This window comes from Pirellulales bacterium (genome assembly GCA_036490175.1).
In the GTDB taxonomy this organism is placed as follows: Bacteria; Planctomycetota; Planctomycetia; order Pirellulales; family JACPPG01; genus JACPPG01.
The window spans coordinates 1-17,006 of sequence record DASXEJ010000100.1; the positions used below are offsets into that span (position 1 = coordinate 1).

Consider the following 17,006-nt stretch of genomic DNA (forward strand, 5'->3'; position numbering starts at 1 on the left):
TTATGTACAACACCACCGACGTTCCGTCGCGGCCCTCCGCATATTCCTGACGGACTACCATCGTCCCATTGTCCGCGATATTGGGCAACTCCGTGATAGTCGGCTCGCGTCGGCAACCGTTGATTTCGATCCAGGTGCGAAGCGCTTCGTCGACCGGCAGAAAATCGGCTTGCGACATGCTGCGCGGTCCGCGGCCGCCGGCGATAGGCACGAACTCGTCGAGAGTTCCGTGAAAGTGAATCACCGAAACAGGCCGCACGGGGCATGGCGCGTCTAGGCACAACGTTCCGGCCACCGGGGCAACCGCGGCGATCCGGTCGGCCAATTCGGCGGCCAGTCGATAGGCCATCATGCCACCGTTAGAAATGCCGGTGGCAAAGACCCGCTTGCTATCCACAGCGGCCACGTTTTGAATGTCGTCCAGGATCGCGCTTGTGAAGGCCACGTCGTCGACCTGGTGTCGCCTGGCGAAACCGCAGCAGCTACCAGCATTCCACGTGAGCAAGCGTGGGAACTCGCCTGTACCGTTGGGATAGACGGCTATGAAGCAGGCCTGGTCGGCTTTATCGTTGAGGCTGCAGAATCGCGTCATGAACGCTGCATCGGTGGCGCCGCCATGAAAGGCTAGGACCAGCGGCACTGGCTTCGCGCCATCGTACGACAGCGGCACATGGATCAGATAAGTTCGCGTCCGGCCGTCGATTTCCAGCGCGCGGGTGTGATCGCCTGGCATTAGATCGTCGGTTTCGGATGGCATGGCGTATGTCAGAGGCGGCCAAAGTACAGCTCGGTGTCGTACTCGAACCGCACGTGCCCGTCGACTTGCTGCTCGGCAAAGAGCTGCGCGAGCGCGGCCAGCATCGGGCGGTATCGCGCGTCGTCTGCGCTGGGAACATACGAGCTGGAAAGCAACCGCCCTTCGAGCCCGGCGTAGTCGAACACCTGCACATTTTCCATCCGCCGGTACTCAGGCGTGGCACCAAAAAAGCTCCGCAGCACGTCATCGCCAATGTTTGTATGGTTGACCTCGCGATAATCAGTGCCAAATTTGGCAAGTAGTGCCTCGTACCCGCGCAAGAAAGGCGTAGAGTCGGTTAGCCGCGAATTCCACATGAGCACCGTCCAACCATGCGGACGGAGAATCCGGCAAAACTCACGCCGTGCCTCGTCAACACAAAACCAGTGAAAGGCCTGGCCGGCGACAACAAAATCGACCGCGGCGTCCGGCAACGTCGTTGCTTCGGCCGTAGCCGCCACGCTGTGGAACCGCGGATATTGCCGCAGCATAGTTTCAGCCGCCTCGCGCATCTCGCCATTGGGCTCGACCGCGTATACGAGGTTGCCGTGGTCGAGAAAGAGCTTTGTTGAAATGCCGGTCCCAGACCCGATGTCGGCCACTACCGACGCGATGGTCAGACCGGCTTCGTCGCGCAGAATGCCCAATACATCGCTCGGATATCCGGGGCGATAGCGTGTGTAGTTTTCCACGCGGCCCGAGAATCGTTTTGTCGGATCAACCGGAGAACGGGACATCGTTGGCTTTGGTCGGCGTTTATTGTCTTCGGCGTTCAACCAACCTTCACTGGTTGCTCGCCTGTGGCGACGTTCGTTGCTGCGCCATTCGTCTCGCTGGACGCGTTGCCGTTTTTCGGCCGCGATAGCTGGGGAGCTCGCCATTCGACGGTTAGTTGCACGTCGAAGACCCACTGAAAAAACTCGCAGCGTCGCCGTGCGCCCCACAGGTCGACTTCGGGCAATTCTTCGGAGATTACATACATGGTGATCGCCCCAGGAGTGAACTCCAATTCGACGTCACGGACCTGCTGGCTGTGACTGCGATCCAATCCGCCCGCCACCCGCAAGATGGCCGCCAGGCGGCGCACGCGTTCCTGGTCGGGCGCGGTAAGCCGCTCGTAGTTGGCATGCTTCGCCTTGGGTTTGCCGCCGCGGTGGTAGCGGGCAATGTTCGCGATCAGCTCCAACTCTAGGGGTCGAAAGCCGGCCAACCGGCTATTGAGGATCAAATGGTAGCTGTGCTTGTGATGCTTGTCGTAATCGATCAGGTAGCCGACATCTTGCAACCGAGCTGCGGTCTCGAGCAGCGAACGATCCTCCGGGCGAAGGCCCCAGCGTTCGCGCAGCTGGGAAAAGATCGAGCCAGCCAGCCGGGCCACTTGGCTGCCATGCCTGACGTCGACGCCGCAGCCAATTGCGAAACGGTCGATGGCGGCGTCCTGGTCGTGCGGGTCCTGACTGATCGTACCTAGCGTAGTATCGATCATCGTCAGCACCAGCCCGTCGCGAATGCCACGATTGTGGACTTGCAAGCGATTGACTTTGAAGCGCCGCATCAGACGATCGACAATTGCCAGACCCGCCACGATGATGTCGGCCCGATCCGAGCTCAACCCAGGCACCCCGCGGCGTGCCTTGGCCGGCATTTTCCGCAAGCGGTCGAGCAGGTGTCGCACCTCGGCGTGCGTTACTTCGTAAGCTCTGAGCGGGAGGCCCGTCTGCCCTTTCGAAGCCATGACCATGTCGGCCAGCGTGGTAAACGTGCCACCTGACCCGATGAGCAAATGCGGGACGAAATAGCGCTTCTTGACTTCACGATGCAGCTTGCGATCAATCGCCTTGAGCATACGCTCGAAATCGTCGAGATGCGTTTCGCCGCTGCCCAAGTATTCGTCCGTGAGGCGCACGGCGCCTAACGGCGTCGTATGAATGGCCTCGATCATTTCTCCCGAGGCCAGGATGATCTCGGTGCTGCCTCCACCAATATCGGCGATCGCCACATTCTTGCCAGCCAGCTGAAAATTGCGCGCGACGCTATAGAAAGCTAGCCGGGCCTCTTGCTCGCCGCTGATGACCTCGACGTCGAGGCCGATCTCTTCCTTTGCGCGGCGGCAGAACTCGTTGCCATCTTTGGCCTCACGCACCGCGCAGGTGGCGATCACGCGCACCTCACGTGCCTGAAAACCAGCAGCGATCTGCTTCATTCGTCTAAGAGCATCGAGCGATGCTTCGACCGCGCCTGGATCGAGCCGACGAGTTTTTGCCAGGTTCTTGCCGAGCCGGGTGGTTTCCTTTTCCTCGTCAAGAATCCGGTAAGTACCGTCGCGATGCGGCTCAACGATCATCAGCCGGATGCTATTGGTGCCGATGTCGATCGCGGCCAGCCGGTAGGCCAAATCGGGCGACAGAAAGAACTGTTTGTCTTCCATGGATACAGTCGTCGTTTCATTCTTATTCGGTGCAGTCCATGCACCCCCCTTACTCGCTAATAGGATAGCACATTCGCGAAGTGGCGAGGATGGGCGGGCGCCTGATTGCGCCCGTAGCGGTTCTGCCCCCCAATGCGGTGTATTTCAGGGGCGCCGGCGGATTGCACAGTGAAGTCCGATTCGACAGATTCGTCGCGGCGGCTTGTGGCTATTTGATTCCTGCGCCGCTTTCGCATTCACGATCGGGCGCGAGCAATGTCACGCCGGCAGAATCGCTGGCCGCCAGCAGCATGCCGTTGGATTCTTCGTCGCGGATCAGGGCCGGCTCGAGGTTATTGACGACGACGATTGATCGTCCCACCAACGACTCTGCCGAGTAATGCGCGCGGATTCCAGCCACGATTTGCTTTTCTACCTCACCGACACGAATCGTGAGCAGCAACAATTTGTCGGCGTTCGGGTGCTCGCGGGCCGCGACAACTTTTGCCACGCGCAGCTCTAGCTTGGAGAAATCTGCATACGAGATGTTGGGCTTTACTTCCATCACTGAGATCCCTAGACCTTTGATCGCCGCTTCCAGGCCCTCGCCATTATTCGGCATGGCGCCGTCGTCGGCTAATGCGAAAACGTCGCATGATAGGCCCCTTAGAACCGACGTGTCAAACGGGGCAACTTGAAGTGCCCGGTGCGGCGCGATACCGTGGATTTGTGGATGAACGTAGTATCAATCCACCCGGCACAAGAGCACGGTGCCCATTGTCAGAAACAACTCCTCGCGTCGCCACGCTCAGGCCAAAACGGACGTGTGCAGCATACCGATCCCAGGATCCGGCGTGATGGCCGCATCGACTATGCCCCGCTCGATACCTCGCGTTGTACTGCTATTGGTATTGGGCGCACCCGTCGCGGTCGCTGCGATTTTTTGCTCCACGCTTTCGGCGTCCGAGGGCGCCGCCGCCGCACGTTCCCTGTTGCTGGCAGGAAAATATGACGAAGCGGTTGAAGCCTACGACCAACTCGCCGAGGACGAGCCCGTCGTAGCGGCCATTGGTCTGGCGCGCGCAAAGTCGAGCATGGGCAAGCGCGAGGAAACGGCAGCCCTGCTGGCAGCAGCCGTGGCGGCTCACCCGCAAGTGGCGTCGCTGCACGCCGAGGCTGCCCGATGGGCGCTTGAACGGGGCGACCTGGCTACAGCAGAAAAGTCAGCTGCCGAGGCATTGGCTGCCGACGACGATCAATTGCTGGCCCGCTGGGTGCAAGCCGAGCTTGATCGGCTGGCGGGCCGGCTCGACGTGGCCAACACGCGCTATAAGTGGTTTGTCGATTACTACAATTCGCATGACGTCAAAGATGCCGACTCGCTGGGTTGGATTGGTCTGGCGGCCGCGCAATTCGCGCGCTGGAATCGAGTCGTAGATCAATTCAATTTCCTGGTAAATGAACTCTTTCCCGATGCGGCAAAATCGGACCCGGCATGGTGGCCGGCCCATTATTACGCGGGCTTGCTGTATTTGGAGAAATACAATCAGCCCGAAGCCTCGCGCTCGTTGAAAGCCGCCTTGGTGCTCAATCCTAGCGCGGCTGAAGTGCATGCGGCGCTGGCGCGTTTGGCCGTGCAGAATTTCGAGATGGCCACGGCCCGGCTTGAAGCCGATCGGGCGCTAGAGCTAAATCCGTTCAATCTCGAAGCGCAGCTGGTCCGCGGCGATATTCTGTTGGCGAACTTTCAGGCCGCCGATGCGATCATGGTCTTCAAAGAAACCTGCCGGCTGCACCCTGCCTCGGAGTCCGCCCAGGGGCGACTCACGGCCGCCTGCGTTGTGGTAGATGGCTTGCCTGCCGATTTGGCCGGCACCCGCGTGGGCCAAATGATCGAACAGGCCACGACGCGCAATTCGCACTGCGGCGAATTTTTTGCCTCGTTAGCGGCGGCCCTGGATGAAAGCCGGAAGTTCCCGGCCGCGGCGGGTTACTTTCGCGAAGCCATCGCCCGCATGCCGCAGCTTATCAAGCCATACGGTGATTTGGGAATCGTATTGATGCGGTTGGGTGATGAGCCCGCAGCCCAGCGACAATTGAACCATGCCTTCGAGATCGACCCCTTCAATGTCCGCGTCAACAATATGCTGAAGGTGCTGGAGGTGCTCGACGGCTACGCCGTACTCGAAACCGGGCACTTCGTCATCAAGTTCGATCGGGGTCGAGACGAGATCCTGGTACATTACGCTGCCGAGTTTCTCGAGGAGGAGGTCTACCCCGAGCTGTGCCAGCAGTTTGGCTATTGGCCGGCCGAGAAATCTCTGTTCGAGATTTTCAATCGGGCCCGCAATACCAATGGCCACGGCTGGTTTAGCGCGCGCATGGTCGGTCTTCCCTTTGTACACACGGTGGGGGCTTGCGCCGGCAAGATGGTGGCGCTGGCGTCACCCAACGATATGCCCAAGAAGTTCAATTGGGCGCGCGTACTGAAGCACGAGTTCGTACACGTGCTTAATCTGCAGCAGACCGACTTTAGCATACCGCACTGGTTCACCGAGGCGCTGGCTGTGCGCAGCGAAGGTCCAGTCCGGCCGCAAGCGTGGAATGCCCTGCTGGCCGAGCGAGTGCCCAAGAATCAATTGTTCAATCTCGAAACTATCAATTTGGGCTTTGTCCGCCCGCAATCCAGCCTCGATTGGCAAATGGCCTACTGCCAGGCCGATTTGTATGCCCGCTACATGACGGAGACGTACGGCGCAAACGCGTCGGCCAAGATGTTGGTGGCCTATCGCGACAATCTCGATACGCCAGCAGCACTCAAGCGCGAGTTCGGCGTTAACCAGCAAGATTTCGAGCGAGGGTACGTCGATTACGTTCGCGGGGTGGCTGCAGGTTTGACCTCCGGTCCGACAACAACGAGTGCTCCGCTGGCTGAGTTGGAACGGTCACACCAAAAGGATCCTGCTGATGCGGTGTTGACGGCCAGTTTAGCAGCGGCCTATCTGAAGCGGCGCGAATACGCGCAGGCGCGGAAGCTGGCCGAAGCAGCGTTACCCGATCCGCAGGCCAAACAAGCGGCCGCCTATGTGCTAGCCCGTATTCGGCTGGTGGTGGGAGAGAACCAGGAAGCTCTGGCACTTTTGGAGAAACATCTCGATCGGGCCAAACCGGATGAAAACCTGCTCAACCTTTTGGCCGGTCTGCGATTGAAAGCCGAACGTTACGAAGACGCCGCCGAGCTGTATCGATTGGGAGCGCTACGCCACCCTGCGGATGCCAGCTGGGTTCGCTCGCTGGCCAAGGTGTATCTTGCGCAAGGAAATGACGTTAAGCTGGCGGAGGCGCTGGCCCAGCTGGCCCCGTTGGATGCAGACGACCTGCCGGTACGCAAGAAACTGGCCCAACTGGCGCTGGCCGCGGAGGACTTTCCAGCGGCCGTGCGCTGGGGCCGCGAGGCCTTGCATATCGATGTGATGGATGTCGAAATTCATCGCATGTTGGCCGAGGCATATGTTGGGGAAAAGGGGTTTGGGCATGCCGCGGACGAATACGAAGTCGCGGTCAAGCTCGACGAAAAAAGCGTCGCGCTAAACCTGGCGCTGGCCGATGCGTGCTTGCAGGCCAACCGTCCGGCTCGCGCACGGGAAGCCCTTAACAAAGTTTTGGAACTCGACCCGGCAAACCGTCGGGCAGCGACTCTACGGGAGCAGCTACCAAGGTGACCGATTCGCCCCAGCGGCCAATGGATAAAGAGCCTCGCACTGAAATTTCGCTGTCGGCCTTTCAGGGCTTGATCCGTGACATGTATCTGGAAAAAGATCTGGCCCGCGGCGTCGACGGTACGTTTATGTGGTTGATGGAAGAGGTCGGCGAACTTGCCGCGGCTTTGCGGAGCGGTACACATGACGAGCGCCTGGGAGAATTCGCCGACGTGATCGCTTGGCTCGCCACGATTGCCAACGTTGCCGGAGTCGATTTGACCGAAGCTGTGATGCGCAAATACGGCGCCGGCTGTCCCGGTTGCGGCCAATTCACCTGCGCCTGTGCCGATGCGGAGAAACCATGACTACCGGGGCCTGGCTAACATACGCACGGCTCTCATTGGCCGTTCTGGCGGTACTCGCTGGCAGCATGGCGTCGCCGCTGGCTGCCGAAGAGCCGAATCCGCCGACCATCGAAGACGTGCGGATTGGCTTCGAGGGGCACTACAAGATCAACCATTGGACGCCGGTCGAGTTGACATTCCAAGGAGGTTCGAAGTCGCTGACCGGCCAGGTCAAATTGATCCTCCCCGATGGTGACGGCACGCCCAGCATCGTTTCCTCGCCTCGGCCGGTGCAATTGCTGGCGGGGCGCCGCGTTAAAGTTTTGATGTATGCCAAGTTCGGCCGCAGCTACGGCGAGCTGCGCGTGATCTATCACGCCAACGACCGCAATGTCATCGATAAAACGATCGACTCGAACGGTGGCCCTGGCCAGATCGTGTTGCCGCTTCCTCTGCAAGCAGACGAGCGGCTGATCGTTACGCTGGGTGCGTCGATTGGCGTCGAAGACGCCGCCCGCTTACATCAACAGGCCACCGGTAGGCAGACAGCAATTGCCCATCTCAACGACGTCAACGAGCTTCCCACAGAGTGGTATGGCTACGACGGCGTGGATTGGTTGGTTGTCTCGACGGGTCAGCCCGAGCTGTTTGCGGCAATGATCGAAACCGGAGCCCGCCGGGCGGCGCTAGGACAATGGGTCGAACTGGGGGGCCGGCTGCTATTGACCGTCGGAGCGCAAGCCCAGGCCGTGCTGGCGCCTGACGCGCCGCTGGCAAACTTTGCACCGGGACGGCTGGGCGAACCCGCAACCTTACGGCGGACGACCGACCTGGAGAGCTACGTGGGCGGCTCGCGCAAAGTGCGCACCGGCCAAGATGGCGAGTTGGCCTTGTCGATTCCCAAGTTAGAAGACGTCGTGGGCAAAATCGAGGTCGCCGACGGTAATCGGCCGTTGATCGTGCGCAGCCCTCGCTGCTTCGGCCAGGTCGTATTCGTGGCGGTCGATTTGGACCGGCGTCCGTTTATCGACTGGGAGGGGCGCGGCATTCTGATAACCCGATTACTGGGACTTTCAGAACCAGGCACGAACGAGATCGCTGCGCAGAACAAACCCGCCAATCCCTTCGGCCGACAGCGTAACGGCGTCGATCTGTTGGCAGATTTGCGCCACGGCATCGAAAACTTCAAAGGCGTCACGCCGATCTCCTTTGCCCTCGTCGCAGCGCTGATTTTGGGTTACATCGTGTTGATCGGGCCGGGGGATTACTTCCTGGTAAAGAGGTTGCTCAAGCGGATGGAGCTGACATGGATTACGTTTCCCATCTGGGTCGTGCTCGTTAGTGCGGGGGCGTACGCGCTGGCCGTATATACCAAGGGAGATGACCTGCGTCTGAATCAGGTCGATCTGATCGATGTCGACGTTGCCAGCAAATCGGCGCGTGGTACCAGTTGGTTCAATGTGTTCTCGCCACAGTCGCAGGCGTTTGATCTGAGGGTCGAACCTATGGAGCCCTCGGGAGCCACGATCGCGCAAGACGAACGATTGCTGGCCTGGCTCGGCTCGGGCGAGGTCAATATGGGGGGCGGATCCGGCTCGCTGTTCGCCGGACGCTACGATTTTTCGCCCCACCTCGACGAATTAATCCGAGTGCCCATTCAAGTCTGGTCGACAAAAGGATTTCTAAGCCGCTCGTCGTACAAGGCTGCCGAGCTTTTGACCGCGGACCTGCAACTCGGCCCGGACGGCGTGCCTGTTGGCACGCTACACAACAGCCTGTCGATTCCGCTGTCAGACTGCGTGCTCCTGTCGGGAAGCTGGGCATATCTGCTTGGGAACCTCGCATCCGGCGATACGGCACGCCTGACCCCGGGCGAGCAACGCGACCTAAAACACGTTCTGCGCAGTCCTGGCAACTGGAATTCCGCGGCGGCAGGGGAAACGGGCGTCGTCATGTCGCCTTCGTCAAATGTCACGGCTACGCTGCAAAAAATGATGTTTTGCAAAGCCGCTGATTTCGACGCAGCCGGCGGGGCAAGCAATGGCGATCAGCAATATCTCGACCTTTCGGAATTGCTCGACCTCGACCGCGCCATCTTCGTAGGTCAGGCCAGCAAGCCGGCAGCGCAACTAACCAACGCCGGGCAACCCTTGGCCGGACCCGACGATCAACATTGGACCGTCTACCGATTTGTATTTCCCGTCCAACGAGCAAAAATCGGACGGGAATAAGCCGGCCGAGAACGACATCGCCCACGACCCCGGTCGGGCACAGTATTCCCGGCCTTAGCATCAAGCGGAAACTGCACGAAGTCTCCATTTTTCGCGCCGTGAGGAACAATCGCCCGTGATCGAAACCAAGGACCTCACCAAGACGTACGGCCAATTGCACGCCATCAAGAACCTCGATCTGAATCTCGAGCGTGGCGACGTGTTCGGCTTTATCGGTCCCAATGGCGCCGGCAAGACCACCACGATGCGTATACTGGCCACGCTGCTGAACCCCACCTTCGGCGAGGCTTACGTCTGCGGCTATTCGATCTATACGAAGCCCAAGGAGATCCGTCGCGTCATCGGCTACATGCCGGATTTCTTCGGCGTGTATGACGACATGAAGGTGATTGAATACCTTGAGTTCTTCGCCGCCGCCTATCGCATCAAAGGGGCCGCTCGCCGCAAAATCTGCGACGAAGTGCTGGAACTCGTCGATCTGGGCTACAAACGCGAGGCGTTCGTTACCAGCCTCTCGCGCGGCATGACGCAGCGGCTGGGGTTGGCCCGCGTCTTGTTGCACGATCCGCAAGTGTTGCTGTTGGACGAGCCTGCCAGCGGCCTGGATCCGCGGGCGCGGATCGAAATCCGCGGCCTGCTCAAAGAGCTACGCAACATGGGCAAGACCATCATGGTTTCCAGCCACATTCTGCCCGAACTGGCGGATATCTGTAATAAAATCGGCATCATCGAGCGCGGCGAGTTGTTGGTGAATTCGGATGTGGCCGAAGTGATGCGCAAGGTGCGCCGCCAACCGGTGTTGAAAGTCGGCGTGACCGATGTCGACGGCGCGGCGAAGCTGCTCTCGCAACACAAGGGAGTCGAAAAGGTCGATACCACGGCCGGCGTCCTCACCGTGACGATGTCACCAGAGGTAGAGGACTACAGCGATCTACCGAGCCTGTTGATCGGCGCCGGCCACAAGCTGACGCTCTTCAAGGAAGAAGAGGTCAACCTGGAAACGGCATTCATGGAGTTGACGAAAGGGATTACCTCTTGAGTTCCTTTCCATGAATTTCGCGCAGCGCGTTTTCCTGGCCGCCGGCGTGTTCGGACTCACGATCTTGCCGCCGATGTACTTCTTAGAGAGCTTCTACGGCCGGCAGATTCCTCCGCCGATCACGCATCCCGAGTTCTACTACGGGTTCATCGGCATAACCTTGGCGTTTCAGATTCTGTATCTGCTCATCGCCTGGGATCCGCTCCGCTATCGACCGATCATGCTGATTGGCGCACTCGGCAAAGCGTCCTTCTTCGCGTCTATCGCGGTGCTCGTCGCTGGGGGCCGCGCGCCGCTGCAACCGGCCTTGCTTGTTATGCCGGACATGGTCTTCGCGGTGTTGTTCGTGGTCGCGTTTCTACGGCTTGCCAAGGTGGCGCGATAATCGCCTACTTGCCTGGTCGTGCGGAGCATGATCAAGCCCAAATCTAGCCGGCACGTGCTTTCGAATTATTCAATTAATGGAATTATTCACCGCTCCAATAATGGACGACCTTGACCACGACATTGCTCGATTTCCCGAGGAAAATGACATTTTCCCAAAACTTCTGTCCGAGCACCGTCCGTTAGGGGTTCTGGGCATGCGGTGCATTCTATCGCGGGCTCTGGGGAATCTCGGGCCGTGATTATCGGCCGCGGCGGCAGTCCGCACAGACGCAAATGACGCATGGCCAACCTGCTGCGGGCGCCTCGTGAGGCGCGCGATGGCTCAGCCAAAGAACACAAGCGCGGCGGTCTTGCGCAACAACCATTGGCGATCTTCCGGCGAAAGAAAATCGAGTCGGGAGCGCACCAACTCGATCGAGTCGCGGTAGGTATTCTCGCCTTGCACCTGATAGGGGCAATCCGTGGCCCACATCAATCGCTGGGGTCCGAACGCCTCGACCAAGCGGCGCACCATGGGCGCCAGGTCGGTATAGGGCGGCGTCTTCTTGCCCAGCGCATAAAAGGCCGACACTTTCACGTGTGTCTGCCTGTGCCTGGCCAACCGGCAGAGTTGGGCGACGTCGGCGTCGCGGATTTCGCCGCTCATACCGACACGGCCAAAATGATCGACCACCACCGGCGTGTCCGGATACTTTTCGCACATCCGGTCGATGGCCGGCAAATCTGCCGGATTCACCAAACAGCACATGGCCAGGTGCTCTTTTGCGCCGTACTCCCACATTGCTGCCATTCCCGCGCCGTCGAGCCAGCGGTCCACCGGCATGTTGCGCGCATAAATACGAAACCCGCGCACTCCCAGCCGCTGCAACCGTCGCATTTCGTCTTGCGGGCGGGCCGCCGAATCGTCGATCACGGCAATGCCCGAGAAGATGCCAGGAAACCGCTTGATCGTGTCCAGCATGTAGGCATTGTCAAAGCCGTAGAAGCTCATCTGTACGAGCACCACGCGCCCCACGCCGCAGGGGCGCATCTGCGCAATCAACTGCTCCGGCGTAAAGCTCGGCGGCAGCATCTCTTCGCGACGGTATCCGGCCGACAAGGGATATTTGATCGTATCGGGCGTCCACACGTGTACGTGCGCATCGATCGCAGCGTCCGCAGACACTTCACTGCTTGCCCTGGGCTCTTCGGCCATCGCATTTCCTCTCCACAGGGCGTATCCCGCAAGCAGGCTGCCACCGAAGGCCGCCTGCCGCAATACCTCCCGCCGCGTGATTTGATCAGGATTCATTTTCTGTTGGAACCGTAGGAGTCTTAACCGCAGGAATTGTCGGAGAGACAGGCACGAGAATCTTTATCGTCGTGCAATAGCCTTTAGCGCGTGAGCAATCCGGCGTCTAGAACGAACTCCGACCCGGTGACAAATCGTGCCGCGTCAGAAACCAAAAACAGCACCGCTTGCGCCACATCTTCCGGCTCGATCCAGGGGACCGGCAACAAGTTGCCGGCCGATCGCTCGGCAATCTCGCGAGGACTGGCTCCTTCCAGCGCGGCCAGCCCATCGTTCATCGGCGTGTTCACTCCGGTGGGATGGAGCGAGATCACGCGAATGTTGTGCGGCGCCAGCTCAATAGCCCAGGATTTCGTCAAACCGGTCAGCCCCCACTTCGACGCGGCATAGTGGCTGAGCCGTCCCATGCCGCGTAAACCCGCGATCGACGAATTGTTGATGATCACACCCCCCTGCCGCTCGATCATGCACGGTATGACGCGGCGTGCGACCAGCCAGGCCCCCTTCAGATTGATATCGATCATCGCGTCCCAGGCTTCTTCGGTGAGCTCGTGCGCAAGGCCGTAGCCGCAGATGCCGGCGTTGTTGAATAAAATGTCGATGCGGTTCCATCGTTCGACCGCCGCGCAAACGGCGGCCGTTACCGCCGCATCATCACGCACGTCGGCTGCGAAAACCAGGCATTCGACCCCCAGCCGCCGGCACTGGTCGGCCAGTGAATCCAGCTCCCCGGCCGTCCCCATTTGATAACCGGGATAGGCTAGCGGCCGACCCACGTCGAGAGCCACGATATGTGCGCCGGCCCGGGCCAGCGCCAAGGCCGTGGCCCGACCTTGCCCATGCGCCGCGCCAGTGACCAGTGCCACGCGGCCGGCAAGCGATTTAGTCTGCGAGCACTCGGACATGGTTTATTCTTCGGAAATGGCGGCCCAGCTGGGCCAGGCGTTCTATTGGGATGGAACTGAGCGCGGCACGAATCGTCGCAGGATCACGCTGCCGGATGCGCTCGCGCGATCCCGCGGGATTCTCATTTGGCCGCTACGCGCCGGTAGGGTTGCAAGTACTCGTCCAGGTCGATTCGCAGCGCGTTATTAAACACGTTGGTGGCAATCATCATGGCGCCGAAGGCGGTCAGCGCCACGATCTGCGGCGGCGAGAATTGCTGGCCGAGCCGCGCGTACAATTCGTCGGACACCTGGTTCGGGTCGCGCACCAATTGTCGGGCGAAGTCAACGACCACCTGCTCGCGGTCATTCATTTTCAAATCGTCGGGATTCTCGCCGGCGTCGATCAGTAGACGGCGAAAAAACGTCGAGCAAATCAGGCAATCCGTAGCCGCCGAAATCGCGTACACGAAAAGCATCGTGCTCCGCGCCTCTAAAAACGTCTGTACTTCTTCGCGCAAGGGATACCATTGCATCAAGGCATCGAGCGCCGGCAGCGAGTGGGCCAACGTGGCCTTCATGTTGGTCATGCGACCCTGCGCAGCGACGATCTGGTCGAAGGCGGCCTGCGTGGGCCGATCTGCACCTTCGTATCGGACAGGCGGAACTCGCGCCATATTTTTCCTCGTTCGAAACAGCCCTGGGTCGGATTCGCACCGCGACGATAACCTACTTCCGGCGTTGCCCCGGCAAGCGAGTGGAGCATGCACGCATGGTGCCGACCGTGCCAACCTGGCTTGTCGGTAGACTACTTGCCAACGCTGGTAACGACAAGTTTCTCGCTGTGCGGGGAACGCCCTAACTCGTACGCAAAGCGTGCCGACACAATACCGACAAAAAAAGAGGCCGCCCCGGCAGGCGGCCTCTTGGTGAACGATCTTTACGTTGCGGGCGTCTAGCTGCGACGACGTCGCAGGCGATGCCCGACCAGCCCAGCCAGTCCCAGCCCCAACATCACGATCGATGCCGGTTCGGGCGCGGCTTTGATGCCCAGCTCGAACGGCGAGAAGCTGCTGGTGGTGAAGGAAATCGTATGGTCGGTCGTGTTGACCGTGCCGCCGAACACCCAGGCATTGTCGGTCTTGTCGAAGTGCCAGATGCCGAGCGTCGATTGGTCAGTGCCCGCCGGGAGCAACGACGGATCGTAATGGAATACCAGCGTGGCCGACTGTCCGGTTTGCAGGCCCGTGTAGTCGACGCTCCAGATTTGCGGATTCAACGAAAGGTCGGCCGTCGAAGCCGCGAAGATCGGGTTGCTTTGGGCGGCGATGATGGCCTGCTGTGGCAAGCCGGTGGAGTTGGGGATTTGCTGGGCCGAGAACGTGCCGCCGTTGGTGGCCCCGCCGAAGTTGATCGATACGCCGCCGGGCGTCGCTGAACCCCCCAAGGCGCTGGCCTGGGTGTCTGTCGGCGCCACGGTCGCTACGTTCCCGGTGCCAAATTGCGCCGTGGAAACGGCATTGAGTTTGAACAACTCGGTTCCCGTCCCGAAGGTCGCGCCTCCGTCGAGCCCTGAAGTGTATTGAGCCGAGAGCCCCAATGTCCAATTGCCGGAATTCGCCGGCGATTGCGACAAGGTCCAGGTTCCGGCGGACAATGGATCGGTGACACCAACATCGCTACCCGAGATAGTCTGGCCACTCGAGGCAATCGTATAGTGATATCCGCCGGTCAGCACCGTAAAGCTGGTCGTGGTCGCGGTATACACTCCGTTCGATCCGGTCAGCGGCGCGCTATTGAAATCCCAGCTCAGCCCGGCATAGCCGGCCACCACGCCCGCGCCGGGGAGCGCCAAATCCATCGACGTGTTCTGCTCATAGTAGCCGTCGTTGGGAACAAACTGGATGGTGGAAGGTGTGTTGGTGAGCGGGTCGAATGCTACCAGAAAATGCCCGTCGACCGAACTGGTGTCGCTGCCGGGCGCGATGGGTACAAAGTTGCCATAGTTATTACTGTTGCCGGAAAGATTGATCGTGCTTTGCGTGGGATCGATCGTAAAGACAACGTTCTCCGTGTCGGCCATGGCTGCCGACGGCAGCACGACCAGCACTCCGGCCGTTACCGCCAATACCACCCAAAGAGTATCCCGAAATCGAGGAATGCCCATAAAGACCCCCTTTTCTGTCCGCTTAAATAGATAACGAAAGATGAACGCACGACGCGTGGGAAATAGAAATACCGCCCGACTGCCTCGCAGCCATAACGTAATGGCAGACTGCGAACAAAGAGGGCGCAGCCGAGACACCGCACAGAAGGACAAACGTTACGAATTACGTTTGGCTAGCGGGCCCATACCCCAAAAGATGGGAAAGAGACAACGCCCGGAATATAGAGGTCCCTGTGCAGCGATGCAAGAGAATTCTCGATTATTTCGCAGGTCGCATCGGCTCGCCGACAAGCCCTGGCAATGTCGGGAGTTAGCTGGGGCTAAACAAGACATCGACCCAGTAGTTGGACGACTGGTAGGACTGTGTCGGCAATCCCCCGGCGCCATAGAGGTATAAACCGCCATTGGCCGGCACCTGCAAGAAACTGCTGGTGTAAGGAGATGTGAAGTACGAGCGGCTCACTGCGTAGTGGCCGCTGGTGGTGTGATAGCCAACGACGTAGGTCGAGCCGGCTGTGACAGCCACCGGAGTCGAAAACAGCGCCTGCTGCCAGCCGCTCGCCGTTTCGTTGGTGAATATGACTGTCGCCAGGAGTTGGCCGCTCGCGCTCCACAGGCTGCCCGTGTGGACGCCGGTGTTGGCTGCGCTCTTGTAGAAACTGACGCCCAGTATGGTTCCATTCGTGGTGGCCGTGAACTTCATGCCCAACTCGACTGACTGAGCATCGCCACTGTCGGGCGTAGCTGGCGTCGTGCTCGAGTTCCACACGCTGGTTGTCGCAGGCGCCGGGGCCGCCGTGGTGAACGTGCTTGTGGCGTTGACCGCCAGGGCGTTGCCGGCCACGTCTTTGACTCCGCTGGCGCCGCCGACCACGACGATCGTGTACGTGGTCGAGTTGGCCAAGGCCACAGTCGGCGTCAGCGTGGCCGTATTGTTGCTGGCGTTGTACGAGACCGTGGCTGCGACGGCTGTGCTGCCGTTCATCAACAGGATCGTGCTGCTGTTGACCGTCGCCACGCTCAACGCTTCGCTGAAGGTGATCGTCACCGCCGTGTTGGTGGCCACGTTCGTCGACGAGTTGCCCGGCGTAAAGCCGGTCACGGTCGGCGGCGTGGTATCAACGACAGCCGTCGCGCTGAATACGACATCGACCCAATAGTTCGACGACTGGTACGACTGTGTCGGCAAGCCGCCGGCGCCGTACAGATACAACCCGCCATTGGCTGAGACTTGCAAGGAGCCGTTCGTGTACGCCGAGGTGAAGTACGAACGGGTGACTGCGTAGTGGCCGCTATTGGTGTGATAGCCGACGACGTAGGTCTGGCCGGCCGTGACGGCTACCGGAGCCGAGAATAGCGCCTGCTGCCAGCCGCTCCCCCCTTCGTTGGTGAATGTGACCGTCGCTAGGAGCTGCCCGCTCGCGCTCCACAGGCTGCCGGTGTGGACGCCCGTGTTGGCTGCGCTCTTATAAAACCGCACTCCCAAGATCGTACCGCTAGTCGTTACGGTGAACTTCGTGCCTAGTTCGACCGACTGAGCGTCGCCGCTGTCGGGCGTGGCTGGCACGGTGCTCGGGGACCAGAGGCTGGTGGTGGCCGGCGCCGGGGCCGCGGTGGTGAATGTGCTTGTGGCGTTGACCGCCAGGGCGTTGCCGGCCACGTCTTTGACTCCGCTGGCGCCGCCGACCACGACGATCGTGTACGTGGTCGAGTTGGCCAAGGCCACAGTCGGCGTCAGCGTGGCCGTATTGTTGCTGGC

At 60.2% G+C, this 17,006-nt stretch carries 14 protein-coding genes; 5 read left to right on the forward strand and 9 right to left on the reverse strand.

The features are described from left to right. The 4 genes from VGG64_07095 to VGG64_07110 form a co-directional block, all read right to left on the reverse strand. The coding region (locus tag VGG64_07095) for a PHB depolymerase family esterase (protein ID HEY1599351.1) at positions 1–757 on the reverse strand (757 nt) is incomplete at its 3' end. Positions 758–765: 8 nt separating this feature from the next. Next, complete coding sequence (locus tag VGG64_07100) at positions 766–1,533, reverse strand: class I SAM-dependent methyltransferase (GenBank protein ID HEY1599352.1); 768 nt, start codon at positions 1,531–1,533, stop codon at positions 766–768. Positions 1,534–1,568: 35 nt separating this feature from the next. Beyond that, positions 1,569–3,224 carry a Ppx/GppA phosphatase family protein gene (locus tag VGG64_07105; protein ID HEY1599353.1) on the reverse strand — a complete coding sequence of 552 codons (1,656 nt, stop codon included), beginning with the start codon at positions 3,222–3,224 and terminating at the stop codon, positions 1,569–1,571. 208 nt (positions 3,225–3,432) lie between these two features. Then, positions 3,433–3,825 (reverse strand): hypothetical protein, encoded by a 393-nt coding sequence (locus tag VGG64_07110; GenBank protein HEY1599354.1) that lies wholly within the window; start codon positions 3,823–3,825, stop codon positions 3,433–3,435. Between the two features lie 235 nt (positions 3,826–4,060). Here VGG64_07110 and VGG64_07115 point away from each other — a divergent pair, with 235 nt between their 5' ends. The 5 genes from VGG64_07115 (at position 4,061) to VGG64_07135 (ending at position 10,903) form a co-directional block, all read left to right on the forward strand. Beyond that, positions 4,061–6,925 (forward strand): tetratricopeptide repeat protein, encoded by a 2,865-nt coding sequence (locus VGG64_07115; GenBank protein ID HEY1599355.1) that lies wholly within the window; start codon positions 4,061–4,063, stop codon positions 6,923–6,925. 20 nt (positions 6,926–6,945) lie between these two features. Then, positions 6,946–7,269, forward strand: coding sequence for a MazG nucleotide pyrophosphohydrolase domain-containing protein (locus VGG64_07120; protein HEY1599356.1), 324 nt, complete (start codon positions 6,946–6,948; stop codon positions 7,267–7,269). Beyond that, on the forward strand, positions 7,266–9,479 hold the full coding sequence (locus VGG64_07125; GenBank protein HEY1599357.1) for a hypothetical protein: 2,214 nt from the start codon (positions 7,266–7,268) through the stop codon (positions 9,477–9,479). The genes VGG64_07120 and VGG64_07125 overlap by 4 nt, the downstream gene beginning before the upstream one ends. Positions 9,480–9,594: 115 nt before the next feature. Next, positions 9,595–10,518 (forward strand): ABC transporter ATP-binding protein, encoded by a 924-nt coding sequence (locus tag VGG64_07130; protein ID HEY1599358.1) that lies wholly within the window; start codon positions 9,595–9,597, stop codon positions 10,516–10,518. Positions 10,519–10,528: 10 nt separating this feature from the next. Then, positions 10,529–10,903 carry a hypothetical protein gene (locus VGG64_07135; protein ID HEY1599359.1) on the forward strand — a complete coding sequence of 125 codons (375 nt, stop codon included), beginning with the start codon at positions 10,529–10,531 and terminating at the stop codon, positions 10,901–10,903. Positions 10,904–11,227: 324 nt separating this feature from the next. Here VGG64_07135 and VGG64_07140 read toward each other — a convergent pair whose 3' ends face one another. From VGG64_07140 to VGG64_07160, 5 genes are all read right to left on the reverse strand, one after another. Continuing rightward, a complete protein-coding gene (locus tag VGG64_07140) occupies positions 11,228–12,196 on the reverse strand; it encodes an amidohydrolase family protein (protein ID HEY1599360.1) in 969 nt (322 codons plus the stop codon). 83 nt (positions 12,197–12,279) lie between these two features. Next, positions 12,280–13,101 (reverse strand): SDR family oxidoreductase, encoded by an 822-nt coding sequence (locus VGG64_07145; GenBank protein HEY1599361.1) that lies wholly within the window; start codon positions 13,099–13,101, stop codon positions 12,280–12,282. A gap of 122 nt (positions 13,102–13,223) precedes the next feature. Next, complete coding sequence (locus VGG64_07150; GenBank protein ID HEY1599362.1) at positions 13,224–13,757, reverse strand: hypothetical protein; 534 nt, start codon at positions 13,755–13,757, stop codon at positions 13,224–13,226. A 278-nt stretch (positions 13,758–14,035) separates the two neighbouring features. Continuing rightward, positions 14,036–15,247: a PEP-CTERM sorting domain-containing protein gene (locus tag VGG64_07155; protein HEY1599363.1), complete on the reverse strand. Its 1,212-nt coding sequence runs from the start codon at positions 15,245–15,247 to the stop codon at positions 14,036–14,038. Between the two features lie 310 nt (positions 15,248–15,557). Further along, the coding region (locus tag VGG64_07160) for a DUF4082 domain-containing protein (GenBank protein HEY1599364.1) at positions 15,558–17,006 on the reverse strand (1,449 nt) is incomplete at its 5' end.

Excerpts from the sequence above, each read along its gene's own strand:
- VGG64_07145 (HEY1599361.1), bottom strand. The coding sequence starts at position 13,101 with ATGTCCGAGTGCTCGCAGACTAAATCGCTTGCCGGCCGCGTGGCACTG.
- VGG64_07150 (HEY1599362.1), bottom strand. The coding sequence starts at position 13,757 with ATGGCGCGAGTTCCGCCTGTCCGATACGAAGGTGCAGATCGGCCCACG.
- VGG64_07105 (HEY1599353.1), bottom strand. The coding sequence starts at position 3,224 with ATGGAAGACAAACAGTTCTTTCTGTCGCCCGATTTGGCCTACCGGCTG.
- VGG64_07115 (HEY1599355.1), top strand. The coding sequence starts at position 4,061 with ATGGCCGCATCGACTATGCCCCGCTCGATACCTCGCGTTGTACTGCTA.
- VGG64_07120 (HEY1599356.1), top strand. The coding sequence starts at position 6,946 with ATGGATAAAGAGCCTCGCACTGAAATTTCGCTGTCGGCCTTTCAGGGC.
- VGG64_07155 (HEY1599363.1), bottom strand. The coding sequence starts at position 15,247 with ATGGGCATTCCTCGATTTCGGGATACTCTTTGGGTGGTATTGGCGGTA.
- VGG64_07140 (HEY1599360.1), bottom strand. The coding sequence starts at position 12,196 with ATGAATCCTGATCAAATCACGCGGCGGGAGGTATTGCGGCAGGCGGCC.
- VGG64_07135 (HEY1599359.1), top strand. The coding sequence starts at position 10,529 with ATGAATTTCGCGCAGCGCGTTTTCCTGGCCGCCGGCGTGTTCGGACTC.
- VGG64_07125 (HEY1599357.1), top strand. The coding sequence starts at position 7,266 with ATGACTACCGGGGCCTGGCTAACATACGCACGGCTCTCATTGGCCGTT.
- VGG64_07110 (HEY1599354.1), bottom strand. The coding sequence starts at position 3,825 with ATGCCGAATAATGGCGAGGGCCTGGAAGCGGCGATCAAAGGTCTAGGG.
- VGG64_07100 (HEY1599352.1), bottom strand. The coding sequence starts at position 1,533 with ATGTCCCGTTCTCCGGTTGATCCGACAAAACGATTCTCGGGCCGCGTG.